Source organism: Janthinobacterium sp. SUN176, assembly GCF_030587335.1.
In the GTDB taxonomy this organism is placed as follows: Bacteria; Pseudomonadota; Gammaproteobacteria; order Burkholderiales; family Burkholderiaceae_D; genus Janthinobacterium; species Janthinobacterium kumbetense.
The window spans coordinates 1,011,561-1,033,491 of the sequence record NZ_JAPWIA010000001.1; the positions used below are offsets into that span (position 1 = coordinate 1,011,561).

General features: G+C 61.4%; 17 protein-coding genes. 13 read left to right on the forward strand and 4 right to left on the reverse strand.

The window, feature by feature from the left end; all coding sequences use genetic code 11:
• Positions 1-8 precede the first annotated feature (8 nt).
• From smc to def, 5 genes are read left to right on the forward strand one after another with little or no spacing between them, the layout of a single operon-like run.
• Positions 9-3,536 (forward strand): chromosome segregation protein SMC, encoded by a 3,528-nt coding sequence (gene smc, locus O3299_RS04690; RefSeq protein ID WP_305061612.1) that lies wholly within the window; start codon positions 9-11, stop codon positions 3,534-3,536.
• Positions 3,533-4,696, forward strand: a complete 1,164-nt coding sequence (locus O3299_RS04695) for a cell division protein ZipA C-terminal FtsZ-binding domain-containing protein (RefSeq protein WP_305061613.1) — start codon at positions 3,533-3,535, stop codon at positions 4,694-4,696. The genes smc and O3299_RS04695 overlap by 4 nt, the downstream gene beginning before the upstream one ends.
• Before the next feature lie 14 nt (positions 4,697-4,710).
• Entirely contained in the window at positions 4,711-7,077 is a 2,367-nt protein-coding gene (gene ligA / locus O3299_RS04700) for an NAD-dependent DNA ligase LigA (protein WP_305061614.1), read from the forward strand.
• A gap of 24 nt (positions 7,078-7,101) precedes the next feature.
• Positions 7,102-7,995 (forward strand): UTP--glucose-1-phosphate uridylyltransferase GalU, encoded by an 894-nt coding sequence (galU, locus tag O3299_RS04705; protein ID WP_077403348.1) that lies wholly within the window; start codon positions 7,102-7,104, stop codon positions 7,993-7,995.
• Complete coding sequence (gene def, locus O3299_RS04710; RefSeq protein WP_076569759.1) at positions 7,992-8,528, forward strand: peptide deformylase; 537 nt, start codon at positions 7,992-7,994, stop codon at positions 8,526-8,528. The genes galU and def overlap by 4 nt, the downstream gene beginning before the upstream one ends.
• A gap of 177 nt (positions 8,529-8,705) precedes the next feature.
• Here def and O3299_RS04715 read toward each other — a convergent pair whose 3' ends face one another.
• The 4 genes from O3299_RS04715 to map form a co-directional block, all read right to left on the reverse strand.
• The gene (locus O3299_RS04715; RefSeq protein WP_099664334.1) at positions 8,706-9,470 is read right to left on the reverse strand and encodes a flagellar brake protein; all 765 of its coding nucleotides are present in this window, start codon (positions 9,468-9,470) and stop codon (positions 8,706-8,708) included.
• 152 nt (positions 9,471-9,622) lie between these two features.
• The gene (locus O3299_RS04720; protein WP_034752263.1) at positions 9,623-10,372 is read right to left on the reverse strand and encodes a pseudouridine synthase; all 750 of its coding nucleotides are present in this window, start codon (positions 10,370-10,372) and stop codon (positions 9,623-9,625) included.
• A 40-nt stretch (positions 10,373-10,412) separates the two neighbouring features.
• A complete protein-coding gene (locus O3299_RS04725; RefSeq protein ID WP_251349123.1) occupies positions 10,413-12,980 on the reverse strand; it encodes a [protein-PII] uridylyltransferase in 2,568 nt (855 codons plus the stop codon).
• Between the two features lie 34 nt (positions 12,981-13,014).
• Positions 13,015-13,827, reverse strand: a complete 813-nt coding sequence (gene map, locus O3299_RS04730; protein WP_305051656.1) for a type I methionyl aminopeptidase — start codon at positions 13,825-13,827, stop codon at positions 13,015-13,017.
• A 390-nt stretch (positions 13,828-14,217) separates the two neighbouring features.
• Here map and rpsB point away from each other — a divergent pair, with 390 nt between their 5' ends.
• The 8 genes from rpsB (at position 14,218) to rseP (ending at position 21,901) form a co-directional block, all read left to right on the forward strand.
• Positions 14,218-14,970: a 30S ribosomal protein S2 gene (rpsB, locus tag O3299_RS04735; RefSeq protein ID WP_010397614.1), complete on the forward strand. Its 753-nt coding sequence runs from the start codon at positions 14,218-14,220 to the stop codon at positions 14,968-14,970.
• A 158-nt stretch (positions 14,971-15,128) separates the two neighbouring features.
• Positions 15,129-16,040 (forward strand): translation elongation factor Ts, encoded by a 912-nt coding sequence (gene tsf / locus O3299_RS04740; protein ID WP_034752260.1) that lies wholly within the window; start codon positions 15,129-15,131, stop codon positions 16,038-16,040.
• Positions 16,041-16,188: 148 nt separating this feature from the next.
• On the forward strand, positions 16,189-16,905 hold the full coding sequence (gene pyrH, locus O3299_RS04745) for a UMP kinase (RefSeq protein ID WP_034752258.1): 717 nt from the start codon (positions 16,189-16,191) through the stop codon (positions 16,903-16,905).
• A 178-nt stretch (positions 16,906-17,083) separates the two neighbouring features.
• Positions 17,084-17,644 (forward strand): ribosome recycling factor, encoded by a 561-nt coding sequence (frr, locus tag O3299_RS04750; RefSeq protein WP_034784152.1) that lies wholly within the window; start codon positions 17,084-17,086, stop codon positions 17,642-17,644.
• Between the two features lie 99 nt (positions 17,645-17,743).
• Positions 17,744-18,511 carry a polyprenyl diphosphate synthase gene (uppS, locus tag O3299_RS04755; protein WP_099664331.1) on the forward strand — a complete coding sequence of 256 codons (768 nt, stop codon included), beginning with the start codon at positions 17,744-17,746 and terminating at the stop codon, positions 18,509-18,511.
• Positions 18,511-19,344: a phosphatidate cytidylyltransferase gene (locus tag O3299_RS04760; protein ID WP_305061615.1), complete on the forward strand. Its 834-nt coding sequence runs from the start codon at positions 18,511-18,513 to the stop codon at positions 19,342-19,344. The genes uppS and O3299_RS04760 overlap by 1 nt, the downstream gene beginning before the upstream one ends.
• An 8-nt stretch (positions 19,345-19,352) precedes the next feature.
• Positions 19,353-20,543: a 1-deoxy-D-xylulose-5-phosphate reductoisomerase gene (gene ispC / locus O3299_RS04765; RefSeq protein WP_305061616.1), complete on the forward strand. Its 1,191-nt coding sequence runs from the start codon at positions 19,353-19,355 to the stop codon at positions 20,541-20,543.
• Positions 20,540-21,901: an RIP metalloprotease RseP gene (rseP, locus tag O3299_RS04770; protein ID WP_251349121.1), complete on the forward strand. Its 1,362-nt coding sequence runs from the start codon at positions 20,540-20,542 to the stop codon at positions 21,899-21,901. Before ispC ends, rseP begins: the two co-directional genes overlap by 4 nt.
• Positions 21,902-21,931 lie beyond the last annotated feature (30 nt).

The window sequence follows — 21,931 nt, forward strand, 5'->3', positions numbered from 1 at the left end:
TAAAACACGTGCGTCTCTCTTCCATCAAGTTGTCGGGATTTAAGTCTTTCGTCGATCCCACCAATTTCCAGGTGCCAGGCCAGCTCGTGGGCGTGGTCGGGCCGAATGGCTGCGGCAAGTCGAACATCATCGACGCCGTGCGCTGGGTGCTGGGCGAATCGAAAGCGTCGGAATTGCGCGGCGAATCGATGCAGGACGTCATTTTCAATGGCTCCACCCACCGCAAACCGGCCGGGCGCGCTTCCGTGGAACTGGTGTTCGACAATAACGATGGCAAGGCGTCCGGCCAGTGGGGCCAGTACGCCGAGATCGCCGTTAAGCGCACCCTGACGCGCGACGGCACCTCCACCTATTACATCAATGGCCAGCCCGTGCGCCGGCGCGACATCCAGGATATTTTCCTTGGCACCGGTCTCGGCCCGCGCGCCTACGCCATCATCGGCCAGGGCATGATTTCGCGCATCATCGAATCGCGCCCGGAAGAATTGCGCGTCTTCCTCGAAGAAGCTGCCGGCGTGTCGAAATACAAGGAACGCCGCCGCGAGACGGAAAACCGCTTGCAGGACACGCGCGAAAACCTGTTGCGCGTGGAAGACATCTTGCGCGAACTCAATGCCAACCTGGAAAAGCTGGAAGCGCAGGCCGCTGTCGCCACCCGTTTCCACGCCTTGCAGGCGGACCAGGAAGAAAAGCAGAAGCTGTTGTGGCTGCTGCGCAAGAACGAGGCGCAAAACGAGCAGACGCGCTATTTCCGCGAAGTGGAACAGGCGCAGACGGACCTGGAAGAGCAGACGGCCAAGCTGCGCAACGTGGAACTGACCCTCGAGCAGATGCGCCAGGCGCACTTTGCCGTGGGCGACCGCCTGCATACGGCGCAAGGCCATCTGTACCAGACGAATGCGGAAATCGGCAGCCTGGAAGCGCAGATCAAGTTCGTCATCGAATCGCGCGCCCGCCTGCAGGCGCAGCTGGCCACCCTGACGGCCCAGCGCGACCAGTGGACGAGCCAGGGCGGCGAATACCAGGAACAGATCGAGGAGGCGGAATTCCACCTCGAAGAGCTGGCTGCGAAGGTGGAACAGTCGCAAATGATGGCGGAACAGAAGGGCGAGCAATTGCCCGAGCTGGACGCCGCCTGGCGCGCCGCGCAAAACAAGAGCACGGAATCGCGCGCCCGCATCATGCAGGCCCAGCAGCAGCTGGAACTGGAATCGGCGCACCAGCGCAACGCCTCGAACATCCTGGCCAGCCTCTTGAGCCGCCGCGAGCGCCTGCAGCAGGAAAAGAACAGCCTCAGTCTGCCCGACAGCAGCCACCTGGAAAACCTGAAGCTCCAATTGGAAGAAAAGCAGCAAACCCTGGAAGAGCAGGGTTTCTACCTGGAAGAGGCGCTGGAGCAGCAGCCCAAGCTGGAGCAGGAACGGGCCGAGGCGCAGGCGCAAGTCAATGCCGAGACGGCGGCGAATGCCCAGCTGGAAGCGCGTCTTTCCGCTTTGAAACAATTGCAGGAACGGGTGCAGACGCAGGGCAAGGTCCAGCCCTGGCTGAAAAAGCACGAGCTCGACACCTTGCCGCGTCTGTGGCAAAAGCTGCAGATCGAAGCGGGCTGGGAAGCGGCCATGGAATCGATCTTGCGCGAGCGCACATCGGCCTTGCAACTGTCGAATATCGACTGGGCCAAGGCTTTCTTTGCCGACGCGCCGCCGGCCAAGCTGGCCCTGTACGCGCCATCCACGGTGGCGCCCCTGCCGCTGCCGGAAATCGCCGGCCTGAAACCGTTCCTGAACTTGTTGAAACTCAACGATCCGGGCTTGCGCGGCTTGCTGCAGGATTGGCTGTACAACGCCTATGCCGTGGAAGACGCGGCCGAAGCCCTGGCCGAACGCAGTAAATTGCCGCCGGGCGGCTATTTCGTCACGCGCGCCGGTCACGTCGTGACGGCCACCAGCGTGCGCTTCTATGCGGCCGATTCGGAGCAGGAAGGCATGCTGGGCCGCCAGCAGGAAATCGACAATATCGGCAAGCAGTTGCGTGCCCAGCAATTGCTGGCCGAAGAGGCGCGCGCCCGTTCCGTGCGGGCCGATGCGGCCGTTGCCACCCTGACGCGCAATCTGTCCGACTTGCGCTTGCGCATACAGCAACTGACGTCTTCCGTGCATACTCTGCAACTGGACGTGGTGAAACTGTCGGAAGTGGAAGCGCGCTTCAACCAGCGCAGCACGCAGATCGGTGCCGACCTGGCCGAGATCGCCGCGCAGGAAGCGGAGCAGATGCAGACCAAGCTGGAATCGGAAGAGAAATTCGAACAGCTGGACATGGAACTGGGCAACTTGCAGGAAGCACACGAAGACGGCCATACGGACTTCCTGCAGAAGGAGCAGCGCCTGGCCGAGGCGCGCGAAGCCTTGCGCGACCTGGAACGCGCCGCCAAGGATACGGAATACGCGGAAAAAGCCCACCGCGCGAAGATCGAGGAATTGCGCCGCAACATCGCCACGGCCAGTACGCAGGCCCAGCAGGTGTCGGAAAGCCTGGAAGCGGGCCAGCAGGAGCTGGCCAACCTGGAAAGCGGCGCGGCCGCCGACGGCTTGCAGGATCTGCTCGAGCGCCGCACGACGCAAGAGCGGGCGCTGGCGGATGCGCGCCATGAACTCGATCAGATTACGCAGCAGCTGCGCCTGTCCGAAGATGCGCGCACGCAATCGGAGCGCAGCTTGCAGCCGCAACGCGACAAGATCATGGAAATGCAGCTCAAGGAACAGGCCGCGCGCCTGAACCAGGAGCAATTTGCCCAGCAATTGCTGGAATCAGGCGCCGACGAAGCCGTCCTGACGGAAAAATTGCACCCGGACATGCGCCCATCGTATCTGCAGGGCGAAGTCACGCGCCTGACGAATGCCATCACGGGCCTGGGCGCCGTCAACCTGGCCGCGCTGGACGAACTGGCGCAGGCCTCCGAGCGCAAGAATTTCCTCGACGCCCAGAATGCCGACCTGACGGAAGCGATCAACACGCTGGAAGACGCGATCCACAAGATCGACAAGGAAACGCGCGACTTGCTGCAAGACACGTTCGACAAGGTCAACCACCACTTTTCCGAGCTGTTCCCGATTCTGTTCGGCGGCGGCCAGGCCAAGCTGACCATGACGGGCGACGAGATTCTCGATTCCGGTGTACAAGTCATGGCGCAGCCTCCCGGCAAGAAAAATGCCACCATCCACCTGTTGTCCGGTGGAGAGAAGGCGCTGACCGCGACCGCATTGGTGTTTTCCATGTTCCGCCTGAATCCGGCGCCGTTCTGCCTGCTCGACGAAGTCGATGCACCGCTGGACGATTCGAACACGGAACGCTTCTGCCGCATGGTCAAGCGCATGTCCGACCAGACCCAATTCCTTTTCATTTCGCATAACAAGATTGCGATGGAAATGGCCCATCAATTGATCGGTGTGACGATGCAGGAGCAGGGCGTATCGCGCATCGTGGCGGTGGACATGGAGTCCGCCGCAAATTTTGCAACCGAGGCACAAGCAGCATGACAGACCTTCAAATTACCTTGTTCGGCGCCGGCGGCGTCTTTATCGTCGGTGTTTTCTCGTACAACAAATGGCAGGAATACAAGGCCAAGAAAAGCGTGGAACGGGCCTTTTCCACCGACCACGACGACGTGCTGATGCGCGAGGGCGACGCCCCTGCCGTGGAAGCCCAGGAACCCGTGCTGCGCCAGGAACCGCGCTTCGACGCGGCGCCCGTCGCCAAGGCCGAACCGTCGTTCGGTGCGCCGCCGGCGGCCGTGGTGCCGGACGCGCCCGTGCATGCGGAACCGTCGCTGGCCGATGCCGACCCTGCACCAGCCGTTCCAGCCGCGCCGGCGCAGCCGGAAGTCAGCGCCGCCAGCGAACAGGCGACCAGCCTGGTCGACCCGCTGATCGATTGCCTGCTGCCTTTGTCGCTGGAAGCGCCCGTGCGCGGCGACAAGATCCTGCCCGTGCTGCAAACCCTGCGCCTGGTGGGCAACAAGCCCGTCCACTTCATCGGTTTGCACGTGAATGGCGACTGGGAACCGATCACGCATGGCGGTGTCTACACCAAGATGCAGGGCGGCGTGCAGCTGGCCAGCCGCAGCACGGCCCTGAATGAACTGGAATACTCGGAACTGGTCACGCGCCTGCGCGGCGTGGCCGACGAGATCGGCGCCGAGCCGGAAGTGCCGGACATGATGGAAGTGATGGCCGAAGCGCGCAATCTGCACCGCTTCGTGGCCGGTCACGATGCCCAGCTGGGCGTCAACCTGCACACGAATGGCGCGCCATGGGCCATTTCCACCTTGCTGTTCGCGCTGGAAAAGCAGGGCTTCGACGTGCGTCCGGACGGCCGTTTCGTCATGCCCGACGGCGAAGGCGGCTATCTGTTCTCGCTGTCGACGAATGTCACCCTGGCCGAGGAAACGACGCCGCGCCTGACCCTGCTGCTGGACGTGCCATGCGTGGCGCCCGCGCGCGACGGCTTCGGCGCCATGGTCGCTTGCGCCAAGGCACTGGTGGGCCGCCTGGACGCCACCATCGTCGACGATTACAACCAGGCCTTGTCCGATGCGGCGCTGGCCGAGATCGCGGGCCAGGTGCAAGAGTTTTACCAGGAAATGGACGCGGCCGACATTCCGGCCGGTTCCACCCGCGCCCTGCGTTTATTTAGCTGAAGAATCCCGCAACAATGACTGATCCGATCAACCAGGACGCCGCCCAGCGGAATGCCGCTCAGCGCGTCCTGGCACTCACGGCCGAACTCAATCGGCATCTGCACGCCTACCACGTGCTCGACAATCCCACCATCCCCGACGCCGAGTACGACAAGCTGTTCGTCGAACTGCAGGCGCTGGAAGCGGCCCATCCCGACTTGCGCACGCCCGATTCGCCCACCTTGCGCGTGGGCGCGGCGCCCTTGCCGCAATTCGAGCAAGTCACGCACACAGTGCCGATGTTGTCGTTGAACAATGGTTTCACCGATGACGATATCGTCAACTTCGACCGCCGCGTGCGCGAAGGCCTGGACCTTGACGGTGCCGAAGTCGATTACGCTGCCGAAGTGAAATTCGACGGCCTGGCCATCAACCTGCGCTATGAAAACGGCCTGTTCGTGCAGGCGGCCACGCGCGGCGATGGCGCCACGGGCGAGGACGTGACGGCGAATATCCGCACCATTTCCGGCATCCCGCTGCGCCTGCATGGCGACCGGATTCCTGCCGTGCTCGACGTGCGTGGCGAAGTCATGATGTTCAAGGCCGATTTTGCCCGCCTGAACGAACGCCAGCGCGAAGCGGGGCAGAAGGAATTCGCCAACCCCCGCAATGCGGCGGCCGGCAGCCTGCGCCAGCTCGATTCGCGCATCACGGCCCAGCGCAAGCTGCGTTTCTATGCGTATGGCATCGGCGCCCTCGATGGCGCCGCCATGCCGGCGTCGCATTCTGCCTTGCTGGACTGGTACGACACCCTGGGCATTCCCGTATCGAAGGAGCGCCGTGTGGTGCAGGGCGCGCAAGGCTTGCTCGATTACTACGCGGACATCGGCGCGCGCCGTCCCGCCTTGCCGTATGAAATCGACGGCGTCGTCTACAAGGTGAACGCGACGGAAGACCAGCAGGAGCTGGGCTTTGTCTCGCGCGCGCCGCGTTTTGCGCTGGCGCACAAGTTTCCCGCCGAAGAGGCGCTGACGCAGGTGCTGGATATCGATATCCAGGTGGGCCGCACTGGCGCCATGACGCCCGTGGCGCGCCTGGCGCCCGTGTCCGTGGGCGGCGTGACGGTCACCAACGCCACCTTGCACAATGAAGATGAAGTGCGGCGCAAGGATGTGCGCGTGGGCGATACGGTCGTCGTGCGCCGCGCGGGCGACGTGATTCCGGAAGTGCTGTCCGTGGTGCTGGAAAAACGGCCGGAACCGGCGCCGCCGCCGTTCAAGATGCGGGAAACGTGCCCCGTGTGCGGCTCGCACGTGGTGCGCGAAGAGGGCGAGGCGATTGCCCGCTGCTCGGGCGGTCTGTTCTGCTCGGCGCAGCGCAAGGAAGCGTTCCGTCATTTCGCGGGCCGGCGCATGATGGATATCGAAGGCCTGGGCGAACGTTATATCGATACCCTGGTCGAACTGGAATACGTGCATGGCCTGGCCGACTTGTACAGCCTGACCCTGGATAAATTGCTGGAAATGAAAGTGCGCGCCGACGAGCGCGACGGTTCGACGCCAGAAACAGTGCAACAAGGCAAGATTCCCACCAAGTGGGCGGAAAACTTGCTGGCCGGTATAGAAGCGAGCAAGCGCCCGCCGCTTGAGCGTTTCCTGTTCGCGCTGGGCATCCGCCACGTGGGCGAATCGACGGCCAAGACCCTGGCCGAGTGGCTCGGCAGCCTGGCGTATGTGCGGCAAGCGCCAGCAGCCTTGCTGCGCGTGCTGCCCGACATCGGCGGCACGGTCGCCGAGTCGATTGCCGATTTCTTTGCCGAAGAAAAGAACCAGCAGGCGTTGCAGGCGTTGCTGGACGCGGGCGTCGCGCCGCAGGGTGAACATGCGCCCAGCGCCAAGCTGCGCACGCAGCTCGAACAAACCACCTTGCTGGCCGCCATCGGCATCCCGAAGCTGACGGAGCCGCGCAGCAAGCAACTGGTGGAGCGGGGCGTGACCCTGGCCAGCCTGGCCGCGCAAGGCGCCAGCTTCCATGCAGGCTTGCCTGCCGCCGTGGCCGAGTCGCTGGCGCAGTGGCTGGCCGATGAGGGCAATGTCAAGCTGCTTGGTCAACTGGACGCCCTGCGCCATGAATTACTGTCACAATTGCCTGAAATGCCAGCCGCTGGCGGCAAGCTGGACGGCAAGACTTTCGTCCTGACGGGCACCTTGCCCAACATGAGCCGCGACGAGGCGGCGGAACTGATCGAAGCGGCCGGTGGCAAGGTCAGCGGTTCTGTTTCGAAGAAGACAGGATATGTCGTGGCCGGCTCGGACGCCGGCAGCAAGCTGGCCAAGGCCCAGGAACTGGGCGTGGCCATCCTCGACGAGGCTGGTTTGCTGGCCTTGCTCGCGCAGGATTAATTCTTAAAATATTACAGAAGACCCATGAAAAAAATCAGAAAAGCAGTCTTTCCCGTCGCCGGCCTGGGCAGCCGCTTCTTGCCAGCGACCAAGGCACAACCGAAGGAAATGTTGCCCATCGTCGATAAACCATTGATCCAGTACGCGGTGGAAGAAGCGGTGGCGGCCGGTATCACGGAAATGATCTTCATCACGGGACGCAACAAGCGCGCCATCGAAGACCATTTCGATACGGCTTACGAGCTGGAATCGGAGCTGGAAGCGGCCGGCAAGCGCCAGTTGCTCGACATGGTGCAAAACGTCATTCCCAAGCATATCAATTGCATTTACATCCGCCAGTCCGCGCCGCTGGGCCTGGGGCATGCCGTGCTGTGCGCCCGTCCCGTGATCGGCGACGAGCCGTTTGCCGTCTTGCTGGCCGACGATTTTATGGATGTGCAAGAGGGCGTGCGCCCCGTGCTGGCGCAGATGACCGATGTCTTCCAGTATGAAAATTGCTCGCTGCTGGCCGTGCAGGACGTGCCGCGCGCGGAAACCAAGCAGTACGGTATTGTGTCGGCAAAGAATTATCAGCCCGACCTGGAGCTGGTCTCGGCCATCGTGGAAAAGCCCGCGCCCGAAGAGGCGCCGTCAACCCTGGCCGTGGTGGGCCGTTATGTGCTGACCAGCCGTATCTTTAACCATCTGGAAAATATCGGCACGGGCGCCGGCGGCGAAATCCAGTTGACGGACGGCATCGCCGCCCTGATGCGCGAAGAGCGCGTGCTGGCTTACCGCTACCAGGGGCAGCGTTATGATTGCGGCTCCAAGCTTGGTTACCTGAAGGCAACGACGGCGATGGGTATGAAACATCCGGAAACGGGCGCCGCCTTCCGTAGTTATCTGCAACAACTGCAAGCGACACTGGAAACAAAATGACGGTACGTGACATCCTCAAGATGGGCGATCCGCGCCTGCTGCGCATGGCCGAGCCCGTGCGTGAATTCGATACGCCCGAACTGCATGCCTTGATCGCCGACATGTTCGACACCATGCATGCGGCCAATGGCGCGGGCCTGGCGGCGCCGCAGATCGGCGTCAACCTGCAGCTGGTGATCTACGGCTTCAAGCAGAACTTGCGCTACCCCGATGCGCCGCAAGTGCCGGAAACCGTGCTGATCAACCCTGTGCTGACGCCTTTGTCGGAACGCAAGGAAGAGGGTTTCGAGGGCTGCCTGTCCGTGCCCGGCCTGCGCGGCAGCGTGCCGCGCTGGAGCGAGCTGCACTACGAAGGCGTGGACCAGTTCGGCCAGCCCATCAGCCGCGACTGCGACGGTTTCCATGCGCGCGTGGTGCAGCATGAAGTGGACCACTTGCACGGCATTTTGTATCCGATGCGTATCGTTGATTTTACGCAATTCGGTTATACGGAAGTCATGTTCCCGGATTTAGATCCAAACGACGACGACTGATCGGCGGCTGAGAAAACGCCGATGGCGGCGTTGCATTGCCTCGCCGTACTATTCGTACTGTCTTCGGCAATGCGTCTTGCCCTGAACGTTTTTCAGGCGCCTCGTGACTTTGGCTGTTAAACAAAAAATGGCCGCGCAGCATGAGCTGGGCGGCCATTTTTCATGCGTGAAGCGAAACTAGCGCACCTTGCGGCTGCTGCCCAGATTATCGAGCAGCACTTTCAATTCATCCTCCATGGCTTCCGTCAGGTTCAGGAAGCGGCAGCCGATCTGCACCTGCTCGCCCAGCAGGAAGGAGCGGAAGGTGCGCGACAGGCGGATTTCCAGGTCGGCGATCATGACCTTGTTCGGTCCCAGCTCCAGGCGCACGCGCGACAGCTTGCGCCCCACGTACAGGCCTACCGTGTCGCGCGGATGGGCGCGCATGCCGATGCCGCCGGCCGAGAAATCATACAGCTGCAATTCATACGGACGGCCCTCGAGCACGAAGGCGGCCAGGTAGTACACGCCCAGCGGCGTTTCCAGGCGTGCCGATTCGCGCCGTTCCAGCACCAGGCAATGGCTGGGGAAGTTCGTCAGGTACACGTTCGGCCGCTCGGGATACGCTTCCCATTCGCCATTGATGGTAAATTGCAACTTGGCGCTTTGCACCCACGACACAAACGTGGCGCCGCCTTCGGGCAGGGTGGCGCCTTCATTCAGCTCCAGCACGAATTGCGGCAAGTCGTCGTCGACGGACAGGATGCGCGCCATGATGACGTCTTCGCCGCCCGCCGGGTAGATGGAAATGGCGTCGCCGTTGTCTGCCAGGCTGCACAGGGTTTCGCCGATATCCCACGGATCGCTCATATGGTGCGGCTTGGTGCCTGGCGCCATCGGCTCGGCCACGTCAGCCAGGCTGGGCGCGCCTTTGCGCAGGGGATTGGGGATGGGATCGTTCACGACAGCGTATCTCTTTTGTTCTGATGGGGAATAGTGTATAGGTTTAAAGCAATATTTACTAAGTAAATCACAATAATTGTTTTTATATCACTATATTCCTGTTGCTTATATGGCTTGGCATGCCCCGCGGCATGCCACCTTGATGCCGTCGCTTAAAACTGTTCGTCCGCGCTCAGGTAACGCCATTGGCCCGTCGGCAAGTCGCCCAGCTTGACCTTGCCGATGCGCACGCGTTTCAAGCCCAGCACTTTCAGGCCGACGGCTTCGCACATGCGGCGGATCTGGCGTTTCTTGCCTTCGCGCAAGGTAAAGCTCAGCTGATCTTCATTTTGCCAGCGCACCTTGGCCGGCAGCAGCGGCTTGCCGTCGAGCCACAGGCCGTGGTTGAGCTTTTTCAGTTCGCTGTCGGGCAGGGTGCCGCCCTTGGTGTAGCTCACGCGCACCAGGTATTCCTTGTCGATATCGGTATCGTGGCCGATCAGCTGCTTGGCCACGCGGCCGTCCTGCGTCAGGACGAGCAAGCCGACGGAATCGATGTCCAGGCGGCCGGCCGCCACCAGGCTGCGCAGCTGGGTGGGGTGGAATTGTTCCGGGCTGCGGTCTTCCGCCCAGCGGTTTTCCGCCTTGATCAGGGCCACGGCTGGCGTGTAGCCGTCTTCGGCCTGGCCGCTGACATAGCCGACGGGTTTGTTGATCAGCACGGTGACCCGCTTCGATTGCTCGGCCGCCGCCTGGCGTTCCACGGTGACCCGCTGGCTGGGGTAGACCTTGCTGCCCAGCTCGGACACCACCTTGCCATCCACACGGACCCAGCCGCGTGCGATCCATTCATCGGCTTCACGGCGGGAGCACAGGCCCAGTTCGGACATGCGTTTGGACAAGCGTAATAATTCTTCGGTCATGTTGTTTCAGTTTCAGTAAGGTAGGCGCTGCGCGGAAAGTCTACACTTTCAGCGCATCGAGTAAATCGGTTTCCAGCAATATCTGGTTGCGGGCATTGTTGAGCGCGGGACCGTCGACGAGGAAAACGTCTTCGACCCGCTCGCCCAGGGTCATGATCTTGGCCGTGTGCAAGTTGATGCGGTACTTGGTCAGCACGTTGGCGATCGCATACAGCAGCCCCGTGCGGTCGTTGGCCGCCACCGACAGCAAATAGTATTGGCCCTTTTCATCGGGCCGCAAATCCACGGTCGGCTGGAAGGGGAAGGTGCGCGACAGGCGCGACAGCCGTCCCTTGCCCGGCGGCGGCAGCGGCGTTTGCGACTGCAGCAGCTCGCCCAGCTCATGCTCGATCAGGCTGATGATGTCGCGGTAGCTCTTGGCGAAATTTTGCTCCGTGACAAGGAACGTGTCGAGCGCATAGCCATTCTTGGTCGTGTGGATCTTCGCGTCGAGAATGCTGAAGTTCTTGCGGTCGAAATAGCTGCAGATGCGCGCGAACAGGTCGGGCTGGTCGGGAATGTACACGGCCACCTGCAAGCCTTCGCCGATGGGCGCCAGCCGGCATTTTACCACCGGCAACTTGCTGTCGAGCTTGTCATACAGCGAGCGCGTTTGCCAGGCGATGTCGGACGCGTCGTGGCGCAGGAAATACGCCACGTCCAGCTGCTGCCACAGTTTCAGATGGGCGTCCGGCGGCAAGCCGTACAGGCGCAGGGTGGCCAGCGCTTCCTGCTGGCGGTTTTTCAGCTCGCGGTCGGCCGTGTGCGGCTCGCCGCCCAGCACGCGCAAGGTGATCTTGTACAGGTCTTCCAGCAGCTTGCCCTTCCAGGCATTCCACACTTTCGGGCTGGTGCCGCGGATGTCGGCCACCGTCAGCAGGTACAGGCCCGTCAGGTGGCGCTCGTCCTTGACCACCTTTGCAAAGGCGGCGATGACGTCGGGATCGGACAAATCCTGCTTTTGCGCCACTTGCGACATGGTCAGGTGATTTTCCACCAAGAAAGCCACCAGTTCCGTGTCTTCTTCCGACAGGCCGTGCTCCTGGCAGAACTGGGTGGCGTCGGCCACGCCCAGCTTCGAATGGTCGCCGCCGCGGCCCTTGGCGATGTCGTGGAACAGGGCCGCCACGTACAGCAGCCACGATTGCGAGAAATCGGCCATCAGCTGGCTGCAGAACGGGTATTCGTGCGCGTGTTCGCTCATGGTGAAGCGGCGCATGTTGCGCACTACCATCAAAATGTGCTGGTCGACCGTGTACACGTGGAACAGGTCGTGCTGCATCTGGCCCACGATGCGGCGGAAATTCGGCAGGTAGCGCCCCAGGATGCTCATTTCGTTCATGCGCCGCAGCGCATGGATGATACCGACCGGCGCTTGCATGATGCGCAGGAAGAGGGCGCGGTTGACGGGGTCCTGGCGGAAGGCGGCGTCGATCTTGAAGCGCGCGTGCCACAGGGCCCGCGTGGCGCGCGAGGTCATGCCCTTCAGGGCCGGGCGTTCCGTCATCAGCACAAAGACTTCCAGCATGGCCGATGGGTATTGCTCGAACGTATCGTCGGCGCTGATGTCGATCAGGCTGTTGACTTCATTGAAGCGTGCGTTGATGGGCACGGCCACATTGTCTTGTGGAAACAATCGCGCTTCGATGTTTTGCAGCAAAATCGTGTTGAGCTGGGTCACCGTCTTGGCGGCCCAGTAGTAGCGCTGCATGAGGAATTCGCTGGCGCGGCGCATGTGCGGCCCGCTGCCAGTCGCCTGCAAGCCCAGCGATTCGGCGATCGCCGTCTGCACGTCGAACACGAGGCGGTCTTCGCGCCGCCCCGCATGCAGGTGCAGGCGCACGCGGATATCCTTGAAGGCGCGCTCCTTTTCCATCAGCTGGCGCGCTTCCGTCAGGGTGATCAGGCCGCCTGTGGCCAGGGTGCGCCACGAGTTTGCCAGGCCGGCCGCCTTGGCTACCCACAGGATGACTTGCAAGTCGCGCAAGCCGCCCGGGCTTTCCTTGCAATTCGGCTCTAGGCTGAAGGCCGTGTCTTCATATTTGGCATGGCGCTGGCGCATTTCCGCCGTTTTCGCCTGGAAAAACGCCTGCGGGTCCATGGCCGCGTCATAGCGTTGCTGCAATTGCGCGAACAAGTCCGCGTTGCCGCACACGAGGCGCGCTTCGAGCAAGCTCGTTTGCACGGTGATGTCGGCCTTCGATTCGACCAGGCATTCATCGACCGTGCGGATGCTGTGGCCGATTTCCAGGCCCAGGTCCCACAGCAGTTGCACCAGTTCCTCGAGCTTTTCCTGCGTGGCCCCATCGGGCGGTTGTTGCAGCAGGATCAGCAGGTCGACGTCGGAATACGGAAACAGTTCGCCGCGGCCATAGCCGCCCACGCCCACCAGGGAAGTGCCTGGTGGCAAGCCCGCTTCCTGCCAGGCGCGCGCCAGCACGCCGTCGACGCTGTGGCGCAGGCTGCGCAGTAGTTTTTCAGGCTTGCCGTCGGCCTGGAAGGCCGCAATGACGACCTGGCGGTCGGCTTTCAGTTGCTGTTTCAGCTGTTCCCGAACTTGCTTTTTCATCTGGGCCCTGGGTGGCGGTGCGTGGGGTGGAGAATCAGGCTTTGTTCAGGATCAAGGTCGGTGGCGGCGGCATGCCGGGCGAGACGGTCAGCACTTCATAGCCCGTTTCCGTCACCAGCACCGTGTGTTCCCATTGCGCCGACAGGCTGCGGTCCTTGGTTTTGATGGTCCAGCCATCGTTCATTTCGCGGATTTCGCGGCGGCCCGAGTTGATCATCGGTTCGACGGTGAAGATCATGCCCGCTTCCAGGCGTTCCAGGGTGCCTGGTTTGCCGTAATGCAACACTTGCGGTTCTTCATGGAAGACCTTGCCGATGCCGTGGCCGCAGAATTCGCGCACCACGCTGTAGCCGGCCTTTTCCGCGTGCTGCTGGATGGCGTGGCCGATATCGCCCAGGTGGGCGCCCGGCTTGATCTGGGCTATGCCCAGCCACATGCATTCATAGGTGATTTCCGACAGGCGCTTGGCCAGGATGGTGGGCGTGCCGACGAGGAACATGCGGCTGTTGTCGCCGTGGTAGCCATCCTTGATGACGGTGATGTCGAGGTTGACGGAGTCGCCGCTTTTCAAGACCTTGTCGCCGGGGATGCCGTGGCAGATGACGTCGTTGACGGAGGTGCAGATGGCTTTCGGGTAGGGCGTGTAGCCGGGCGGGCAATAGTTCAGCGGGGCAGGGATGGTGCCTTGCACGTTGACCATGTATTCGTGGCACAGGCGGTCCAGTTCGCCGGTCGTGACGCCGACCTTGACGAAGGGAGTGATGTAGTCGAGCACTTCGGCGCCGAGTTTGCCGGCAACGCGCATGCCTTCGATGTCGGCGGCGGTATTGATACGGATGGTGGACATGATGTAATTCGCAATCTGCAAGTTGTTCGGGTGAAAAGCACAGACGAATCTCAGCGTAGGAGGAAAAGTCTGCAAATATGTCGAAATTATAAACGAGGCGCCCTGTATCCGCCGCCTCCATCCTAGGGCGGGCAGGCGTTTTTTGCGGGAATGGCCATGGCGGATACGCGTTGCACCAGCGTGGTGCAACGCTTGCCGTCGCTGCGCGCGCGATTTGCGCCGTGGGCTTGATGAAATGGGCATTTCGGTGTAGAATCCCGGGTTGCTTGAATTCTCTTTTAAGCAATGTAGTAAAACAGTGTCTTTAATTTATATAAACACGCGAATCCGGTCGACAAGGGTGCCTGTATGGTGACTGATCGGATTCCAGACCCAACCCTGGAGTTAATAATGTCCGTAACAATGCGCGAAATGCTGGAAGCCGGTGTCCACTTTGGTCACCAAACCCGTTTTTGGAATCCAAAAATGGCACCGTTCATCTTCGGCCATCGCAACAAGATCCACATCATCAACCTGGAAAAAACCATGGCGATGTACCAGGACGCAATGAAGCACGTGCGTCAACTGGCTGCAAACCGTGGCACCATCCTGATGGTCGGCACCAAGCGTCAAGCTCGCGAAATCATCGCTGCTGAAGCACAACGCGCTGGCGTGCCTTTCGTTGATCAACGTTGGTTGGGCGGCATGCTGACCAACTTCAAAACGATCAAAACCTCGATCAAGCGTCTGAAAGACATGGAAGTGATGATCGAAGACGGTTCGATCGAGAAGCTGTCGAAAAAAGAAGCGCTGATGTTCTCCCGCGAAATGATCAAGCTGCAAAAATCGATCGGCGGCATCAAGGACATGGGCGGCATTCCTGACGCAATCTTCGTCGTCGACGTCGGCTACCACAAAGGTGCGATCACCGAAGCAGCTAAACTGGGTATCCCGGTCATCGGCGTTGTCGATACCAACCACTCCCCAGAAGGCGTGAACTTCGTGATCCCAGGTAACGATGACTCCTCGAAAGCCATCATGTTGTACGCTCGCGGTGTTGCTGATGCAATCATCGAAGGCCGTGCAGCTGCCGGTAACGAAGTTGTTGAAATGGTTAAAGCAGCCGCTGGCGACGAATTCGTCGAAGTAAACGAACAGGCTTAATGGCCAGGCTATCGCAGGATAGCCGTTTGTAAGCACAGCAGTAAGGGAAAAGGGGTGGCAGCAGCTCCCCCTTTTTTTTAACAAAAAAACGATAGTGACCGCTGGCGAGGCATGCATGCCCGGCCGCGACTATCGACTCACCGAATCAGGAGAAACACATGGCAGCGATTACAGCAGCGATGGTAGGCGAATTGCGCGGCAAAACCGACGCACCAATGATGGAATGCAAAAAAGCACTGACCGAAGCCGAAGGCGACATGGCGCGTGCGGAAGAGATCCTGCGCGTCAAACTGGGCGGCAAGGCATCGAAAGCATCGGCACGCATCACCGCTGAAGGCGTCGTGGCAACTTACATCGCCAATGGCGTAGGCGCCCTGGTCGAAGTGAACTCGGAAACCGACTTCGTTGCGAAAAACGACGATTTCCTGGCACTGGCCAACAACGCTGCCCGTCTGGTAGCGGAACACAACCCGGCTGACGTCGCTGCTCTGCTGGCCCTGCCACTCGATGGCAAGACCCTGGAAGACGTGCGCGCTGCCCTGATCGGCAAAATCGGCGAAAACATGACCATCCGCCGCTTCCAGCGTTTCGAAACCAGCGCCAAGCTGGCTTCGTACCTGCACGGTTCGCGTATTGGCGTGATCGTCGAATTCGACGGCGCCGATGAGCAAGTCGGCAAAGACGTGGCCATGCACATCGCTGCCATGAAGCCAGTGTCGCTGTCGTCGAACGAAGTTCCTGCGGAACTGATCGAAAAAGAGCGTTCGGTTGCACAACTGAAAGCCGAAGAAGACGCAGCCAAAGCGGCCGCCGAAGGCAAGCCAGCGCAATCGCCGGAAATCCTGGCCAAGCGCCTGGAAGGTTCCGTACAGAAGTTCTTGAAAGAAGTTTCCCTGCTGAACCAAGCTTTCGTGAAAAACGACAAGCTGTCGGTTGAGCAAATGCTGAAGGCGGCTAACACCAGCGTCAAAGGTTTCGCCATGTACGTAGTGGGCGAGGGCATCGAGAAGAAGCAAGACGACTTCGCAGCAGAAGTCGCAGCACAGATGGCTGCCTCCCAGGGAGCGTAAGTAAAGCGGGCCGAGAGGCCCGTTTTTTTGGCCCGCCCGCACCTGTCGTGCCGGGCGGCGGCATGGGCAGCTTCCTCCCGCCTATCCGGCGCTGCAAGGCGCTGTGCCATGTCATACTCGAATAACCTCATTTATGGAGCCCCAGCTCATGTCAAAACCAGCCTACAAGCGCGTCCTCCTCAAGTTGTCCGGCGAAGCCCTGATGGGTGATGATCCCTACGGCATCAACCGCGCCACGATCGAGCGCATGGTGGCCGATGTGGCCGAGGTGGCAAAGTTGGGTGTGGAACTGGCAATCGTGATTGGCGGCGGCAATATCTTCCGCGGCGTCGCGCCTGGTGCGCAAGGCATGGACCGCGCCACCGCCGACTATATGGGCATGCTTGCCACGGTGATGAATGCACTGGCCCTGGCCGATGCCATGCGCCACGTGGGCATCACCGCGCGCGTCATGTCGGCCATCGGCATCGAACAAGTGGTCGAGCCGTACGTCCGCCCGAAAGCCCTGCAATACCTGGAAGAAGGTAAAGTGGTCGTCTTCGCCGCCGGTACCGGCAATCCGTTCTTCACCACCGACACGGCAGCCGCCCTGCGCGGTTCCGAGATCAGCGCCGAGATCGTCCTGAAGGCCACCAAGGTCGACGGCGTCTACACGGCCGATCCGAAGAAGGATCCGAACGCCACCCTGTTCCACACGATTACGTTCGACGACGCCATCGCCAAGCACCTGCAAGTGATGGATGCCACCGCATTCGCCCTGTGCCGCGACCAGAAACTGCCAATCAAGGTGTTTTCGATCACCAAGCCGGGCGCGCTGATGCGCGTCATCATGGGTGAAGATGAAGGCACGCTGGTTCACGTATAAGGAAAGCGGAGCGCCGAGAAACCGCTCATGGCTGCGTTGCAGCGCCTCGCCGTACATTAAGTACTGTCTTCGGCGCTGCGCCTCGCCCTGAACGGTTTTCGGCACTCCCGACTGCGCGGGTTTGTTTGCTGAATCCGGCAAAGTAGAATATTCATTGTTATCAAGATTGGAGAGCAGCATGTCCTTAGCTGACGTTAAAAAGAACACCCAGGAACGCATGACGAAGTCGCTGGAAACACTGCGGGCCGACCTGGCCAAAGTGCGTACCGGCCGCGCCCATACGGGTATCCTGGACCACGTGATGGTCGATTACTACGGTTCGCCGACGGCGCTGACCCAGGTTGCCAACGTGACCCTGATCGACGCGCGCACCATCGGTGTGCAGCCGTACGAAAAGAAGATGGCCAACACCATCGAAAAAGCCATCCGCGACGCCGACCTGGGCCTGAACCCGTCGGCACAGGGCGACCTGATCCGCGTTCCGACGCCGCCGCTGACGGAAGAGCGCCGCAAGGAAATGGTCAAGCTGGTCAAGAGCGAAGCGGAAGACGCGAAGATTGCCGTGCGTAACATTCGCCGCGATGCGAACGAGTCGCTGAAGAAACTGGTCAAGGAAAAAGCCTGCTCCGAGGACGATGAGCGCCGCTCGTCGGAAGAAGTGCAGAAGCTGACGGACAAGTTTATTGCCGACATCGACAAGATGGTGGTCGACAAAGAAAAAGAAGTGCTGACGGTCTAGTTTTCAGTTCTTTTGACGCTGCCCGGAAAAGCATGGCTTTTCCGGGCAGTGCTATTTGGCGCATAATAGCTATCTTTTATTTTTGGTATTCGTGTTTTCATGATCTATTCGAGTTCGACAACGGCAGTACCTGAGGTGGGCACGGTGCCGCGCCATGTGGCAATCATTATGGATGGCAATGGCCGCTGGGCAACCAAGCGCTTCCTGCCCCGCGTGGCTGGCCACGTCAAGGGCGCCGACGCCGTGCGCGGCATCGTCGAGACTTGCCTCGATCGCGGTGTCGAGTACCTGACCCTGTTTGCCTTCAGTTCGGAAAACTGGCGCCGCCCGGAAGAAGAGGTGTCGATGCTGATGCGCCTGTTCGTTACCATGCTGGAACGCGAAGTGGTCAAGATGCACGCCAATGATATCCGCCTGAAGGTCGTGGGCGACCTGTCGCGCTTCAATGAGCAGTTGCAAACCCTGATCGCCAATGCGGAACGCAAGACGGCGAACAACACGCGCCTGACGGTGTCCATCTGCGCCAATTACGGCGGCCGCTGGGATATCATGCAGGCAGTCAACAAAATGACGGCCGAGGCGGCAGCCAACGGCCAGAGCGCCGGGCACGCCTACACGGAAGAGCAACTGGCGCCGCACCTGGCCATGGCTTACGCGCCCGAGCCCGACCTGTTCATCCGCACGGGCGGCGAGCAGCGCATTTCCAATTTCCTCCTGTGGCAACTGGCGTACACTGAGTTGTTTTTCACCGAGACTTTCTGGCCCGACTTCAATGACGAGTGCCTCGACGCGGCAATCGCGTCTTACCAGCAGCGCGAACGGCGCTTTGGCCGTACCAGCGCGCAATTAACTGAAAAGACAAACTGATGCTGAAAACACGGATAATCACCGCCCTGGTCTTGTTGGCGGTCTTGCTGCCGGTTCTGTATCTGAATTACTTCCCCGCCTTCGCCGTGATCGCCACGGCGTTCTTCGGCGCCGCCATCTGGGAAAGCTTCCGCATTTTCAAAAATCGCCAGGCGCTCCTGATTGCCGCCATCTGGACTGCCGCCTTCGCTTATACGTTTTTTGGCGGCAACGGCATGGTGCAGCTCAATTTCTGGTTCGCCCTGTGCGTGGCCATCTGGCTGATCCGCTTCGTGCCTTCGCTGGCGACGGGCTTGCCGCCCACCGAAGGCCTGGGCAATACCTTGCTCAGTCTGGTGTATCCGGTGACCATCGTCGGCTGCTTCGTCGCCATCATCGCCTTGTTCCTGCATAGCCCCTTGTACCTGCTGTCCGTGATGGCCCTCGTGTGGATCGCCGATATCGGCGCCTATTTCTCGGGCAAGGCTTTCGGCAAGCGCAAGCTGGCGCCAAGTATTTCCCCAGGTAAATCCTGGGAAGGCGCCATCGGCGGCGGCATCGCCGTGCTCGTCATCGCCGCCATCACGATTTTCGCCGCGCCAGCACTGCCGGTCTTGCAAGACACCTTTGCCGTGCAGCTGCAATTGCGCCGCGGCTGGCTGGTGGCCTTGCTGGTGCTGCTGCTGATCGTCGCCGCCAGCATCGTCGGCGACCTGTTCGAATCCCAATTGAAGCGCCGCGCCGGCATCAAGGACAGCAGCAACCTGCTGCCCGGCCATGGCGGTGTACTCGACCGTATCGACGCGTTGATCCCGGTCCTGCCATTTGCCGCCCTCGTGGCCAGCTGGCTTTAAGGAAACTCATGCAATACATCACCATCCTAGGCGCGACCGGTTCGATCGGCGTGTCCACCCTGGACGTGCTCGCGCGTCACCCGGAGCAATACAGCGTGTACGCGTTGAGCGCGCACAGCCGTGTCGCCGAACTGGCCGCCCAGTGCCTGCAATTCCGTCCCCAGCGCGCCGTCGTCGGCACGGCTGACGCCGCCCTTGAGCTGACGCGTTTGCTGCGCGGGCAGGGCGTCGATACGCAAGTCGAGTATGGCGTGGAGGCCCTGTGCGCCATCGCCAGCGCGCCGCAAGTGACGGGCGTGATGGCGGCCATCGTCGGCGCGGCCGGCCTGGCGCCGACCCTGGCGGCGGCCCGTGCTGGCAAGAAAGTATTGCTGGCCAACAAGGAAGCGCTGGTCATGTCCGGCCAGCTGTTCATCGATGCCGTGCATGACAACGGCGCCGTACTGTTGCCGATCGACAGCGAACATAACGCCATCTTCCAATGCATGCCGCATGCCCATGCCCATGGCCGCGCGCCGGGCGCTGCGGGCGTGGCGAAAATCGTGCTGACGGCGTCGGGCGGCCCCTTCCTCACGCGCGACGTCGAAACGCTCGACACGGTCACGCCGGACCAGGCTTGCAAGCATCCGACCTGGGCCATGGGGCGCAAGATTTCCGTCGATTCGGCCACCATGATGAACAAGGGCCTGGAAGTGATCGAGGCGCACTGGCTGTTCGGCGCGCCGGCGGAGCAGATCGAAGTGCTGATCCACCCGCAAAGCGTGATCCATTCGATGGTCTCGTACATCGACGGTTCCGTGCTGGCCCAGCTGGGCAATCCGGACATGCGCACGCCGATCGCGCATGCGCTGGCGTATCCACAGCGTATCAACTCTGGCGTGGCGCAGCTTGACCTGGCGCAAGTGGCCACCTTGCAGTTCGAACGTCCCGATTTCCGCCGCTTCCCCTGCCTGGCGCTGGCCTTCGACGCCCTGCGCGCGGGCGGCACGGCGCCGGCCTTGCTGAACGCGGCCAATGAAGTGGCGGTGCAAGCCTTCCTCGATGAACAGATCGGCTTCCGCCAGATCGACCGCGTCATCGCGCACGTGATCGAGACGGTGCCGCACGGCGCCGCTTCGAGCATCGAGGCCGTGATGGAGCAGGACCGCCTCGCCAGAGCGGCCGCGCACGCGTACATCGCCCACAGGCTGGCCGCATGACCTTGATTACTACCTTGCTGGCGTTCATCGTCGCGCTGGGCTCGCTGATCACCCTGCACGAGCTGGGCCACTACCTGGTGGCGCGCTGGTGCGGCGTAAAAGTGCTGCGTTTCTCGATCGGCATGGGAAAAGTGGTGTATTCGCGCAAGTTTGGCAAAGACCAGACGGAGTGGGCGATTTCCGCGCTGCCGCTGGGCGGCTATGTCAGCATGCTCGACAGCCGCGCGCAAGACCTCAGCGACTTGCCGGAAAACGAATTGCGCCGCGAATTCACGCGCCAGAGCGTGTGGCGCCGCATCGCCATCGTGGCCGCCGGCCCGCTGGCCAATTTCCTCGTCGCCATTGTGCTGTACGCGGGCCTGTTCATGCATGGTATCGAAGAGCCGTCGAGCAAGCTCGGTCCCGTGGCCGAGCAGACCGCCGCCTATGCGGCCGGCTTGCGCAGCGGCGATACGGTCGAAGCGGTGAATGGCAAGGCCGTGGCCAGCTGGTCCGAGCTGCGCTGGGAACTGATCCAGGCCACCCTCGACAAGCAGCCGGCGCGCATCGAAGTGCGCCGTCCCGACCGTGGCCAGCAGGAAGCGACCTTGCCGACAGCCAGCCTGACGGAAGCGGACCTGGAAGGCGACGTGCTGGGCAAGCTGGGCCTGACCCTGGCCCGTTCCGCGCCCACCTTGATGGAAATCATGCCCGATGGCGCCGCCGCGCGCGCCGGCCTGCAGAAAAACGACCAGATCCTGGCCATCGACGAACAGCCCGTGCACGATGTGGCGGCCGTCATCGCCACCCTGAGCCAGGCGCCGGGCCGGACCTTGCAATTACAGCTCTTGCGCCAGGGCCAGGACCTGACCCTGTCCATTACGCCGGACGCCGTGCCGGGCGCCGGGGCAGAGGGAGCTGTAACAGTTGGTAAGATACAGGCAAAGCTGGGACAGGTGCCGGATATGATCACCGTGGCCTCTGGACCGTTCTCTGCCGTGGGCAAGGCGTCCGCCAAGGTCTGGGATACCAGTGTCATGAGCCTGAAAATGCTGGGCAAAATGATCACCGGCCAGGTCTCGCTGAAGAATGTGACGGGTCCCATTACCATCGCCGATTACGCGGGCCAGACGGCGCGCATCGGCCTGGTAAGCTACCTGAGCTTCATTGCCTTCATCAGTATCAGTCTGGGCGTGATGAATTTGCTACCCATTCCTGTTCTGGATGGCGGGCATTTGCTGTATTATTCGCTGGAAGTTTTGACCGGACGCCCCTTGCCGGAGCGCGTAGGCGAGATTGCCCAGCGCCTGGGGATCGGTTTGTTGCTGACCTTGATGGTGCTTGCCGTCTTTAATGACGTGTTGCGATTGCTGAATTAGGGCGGTGGTTGATGCCATTGCGTGAGTCGC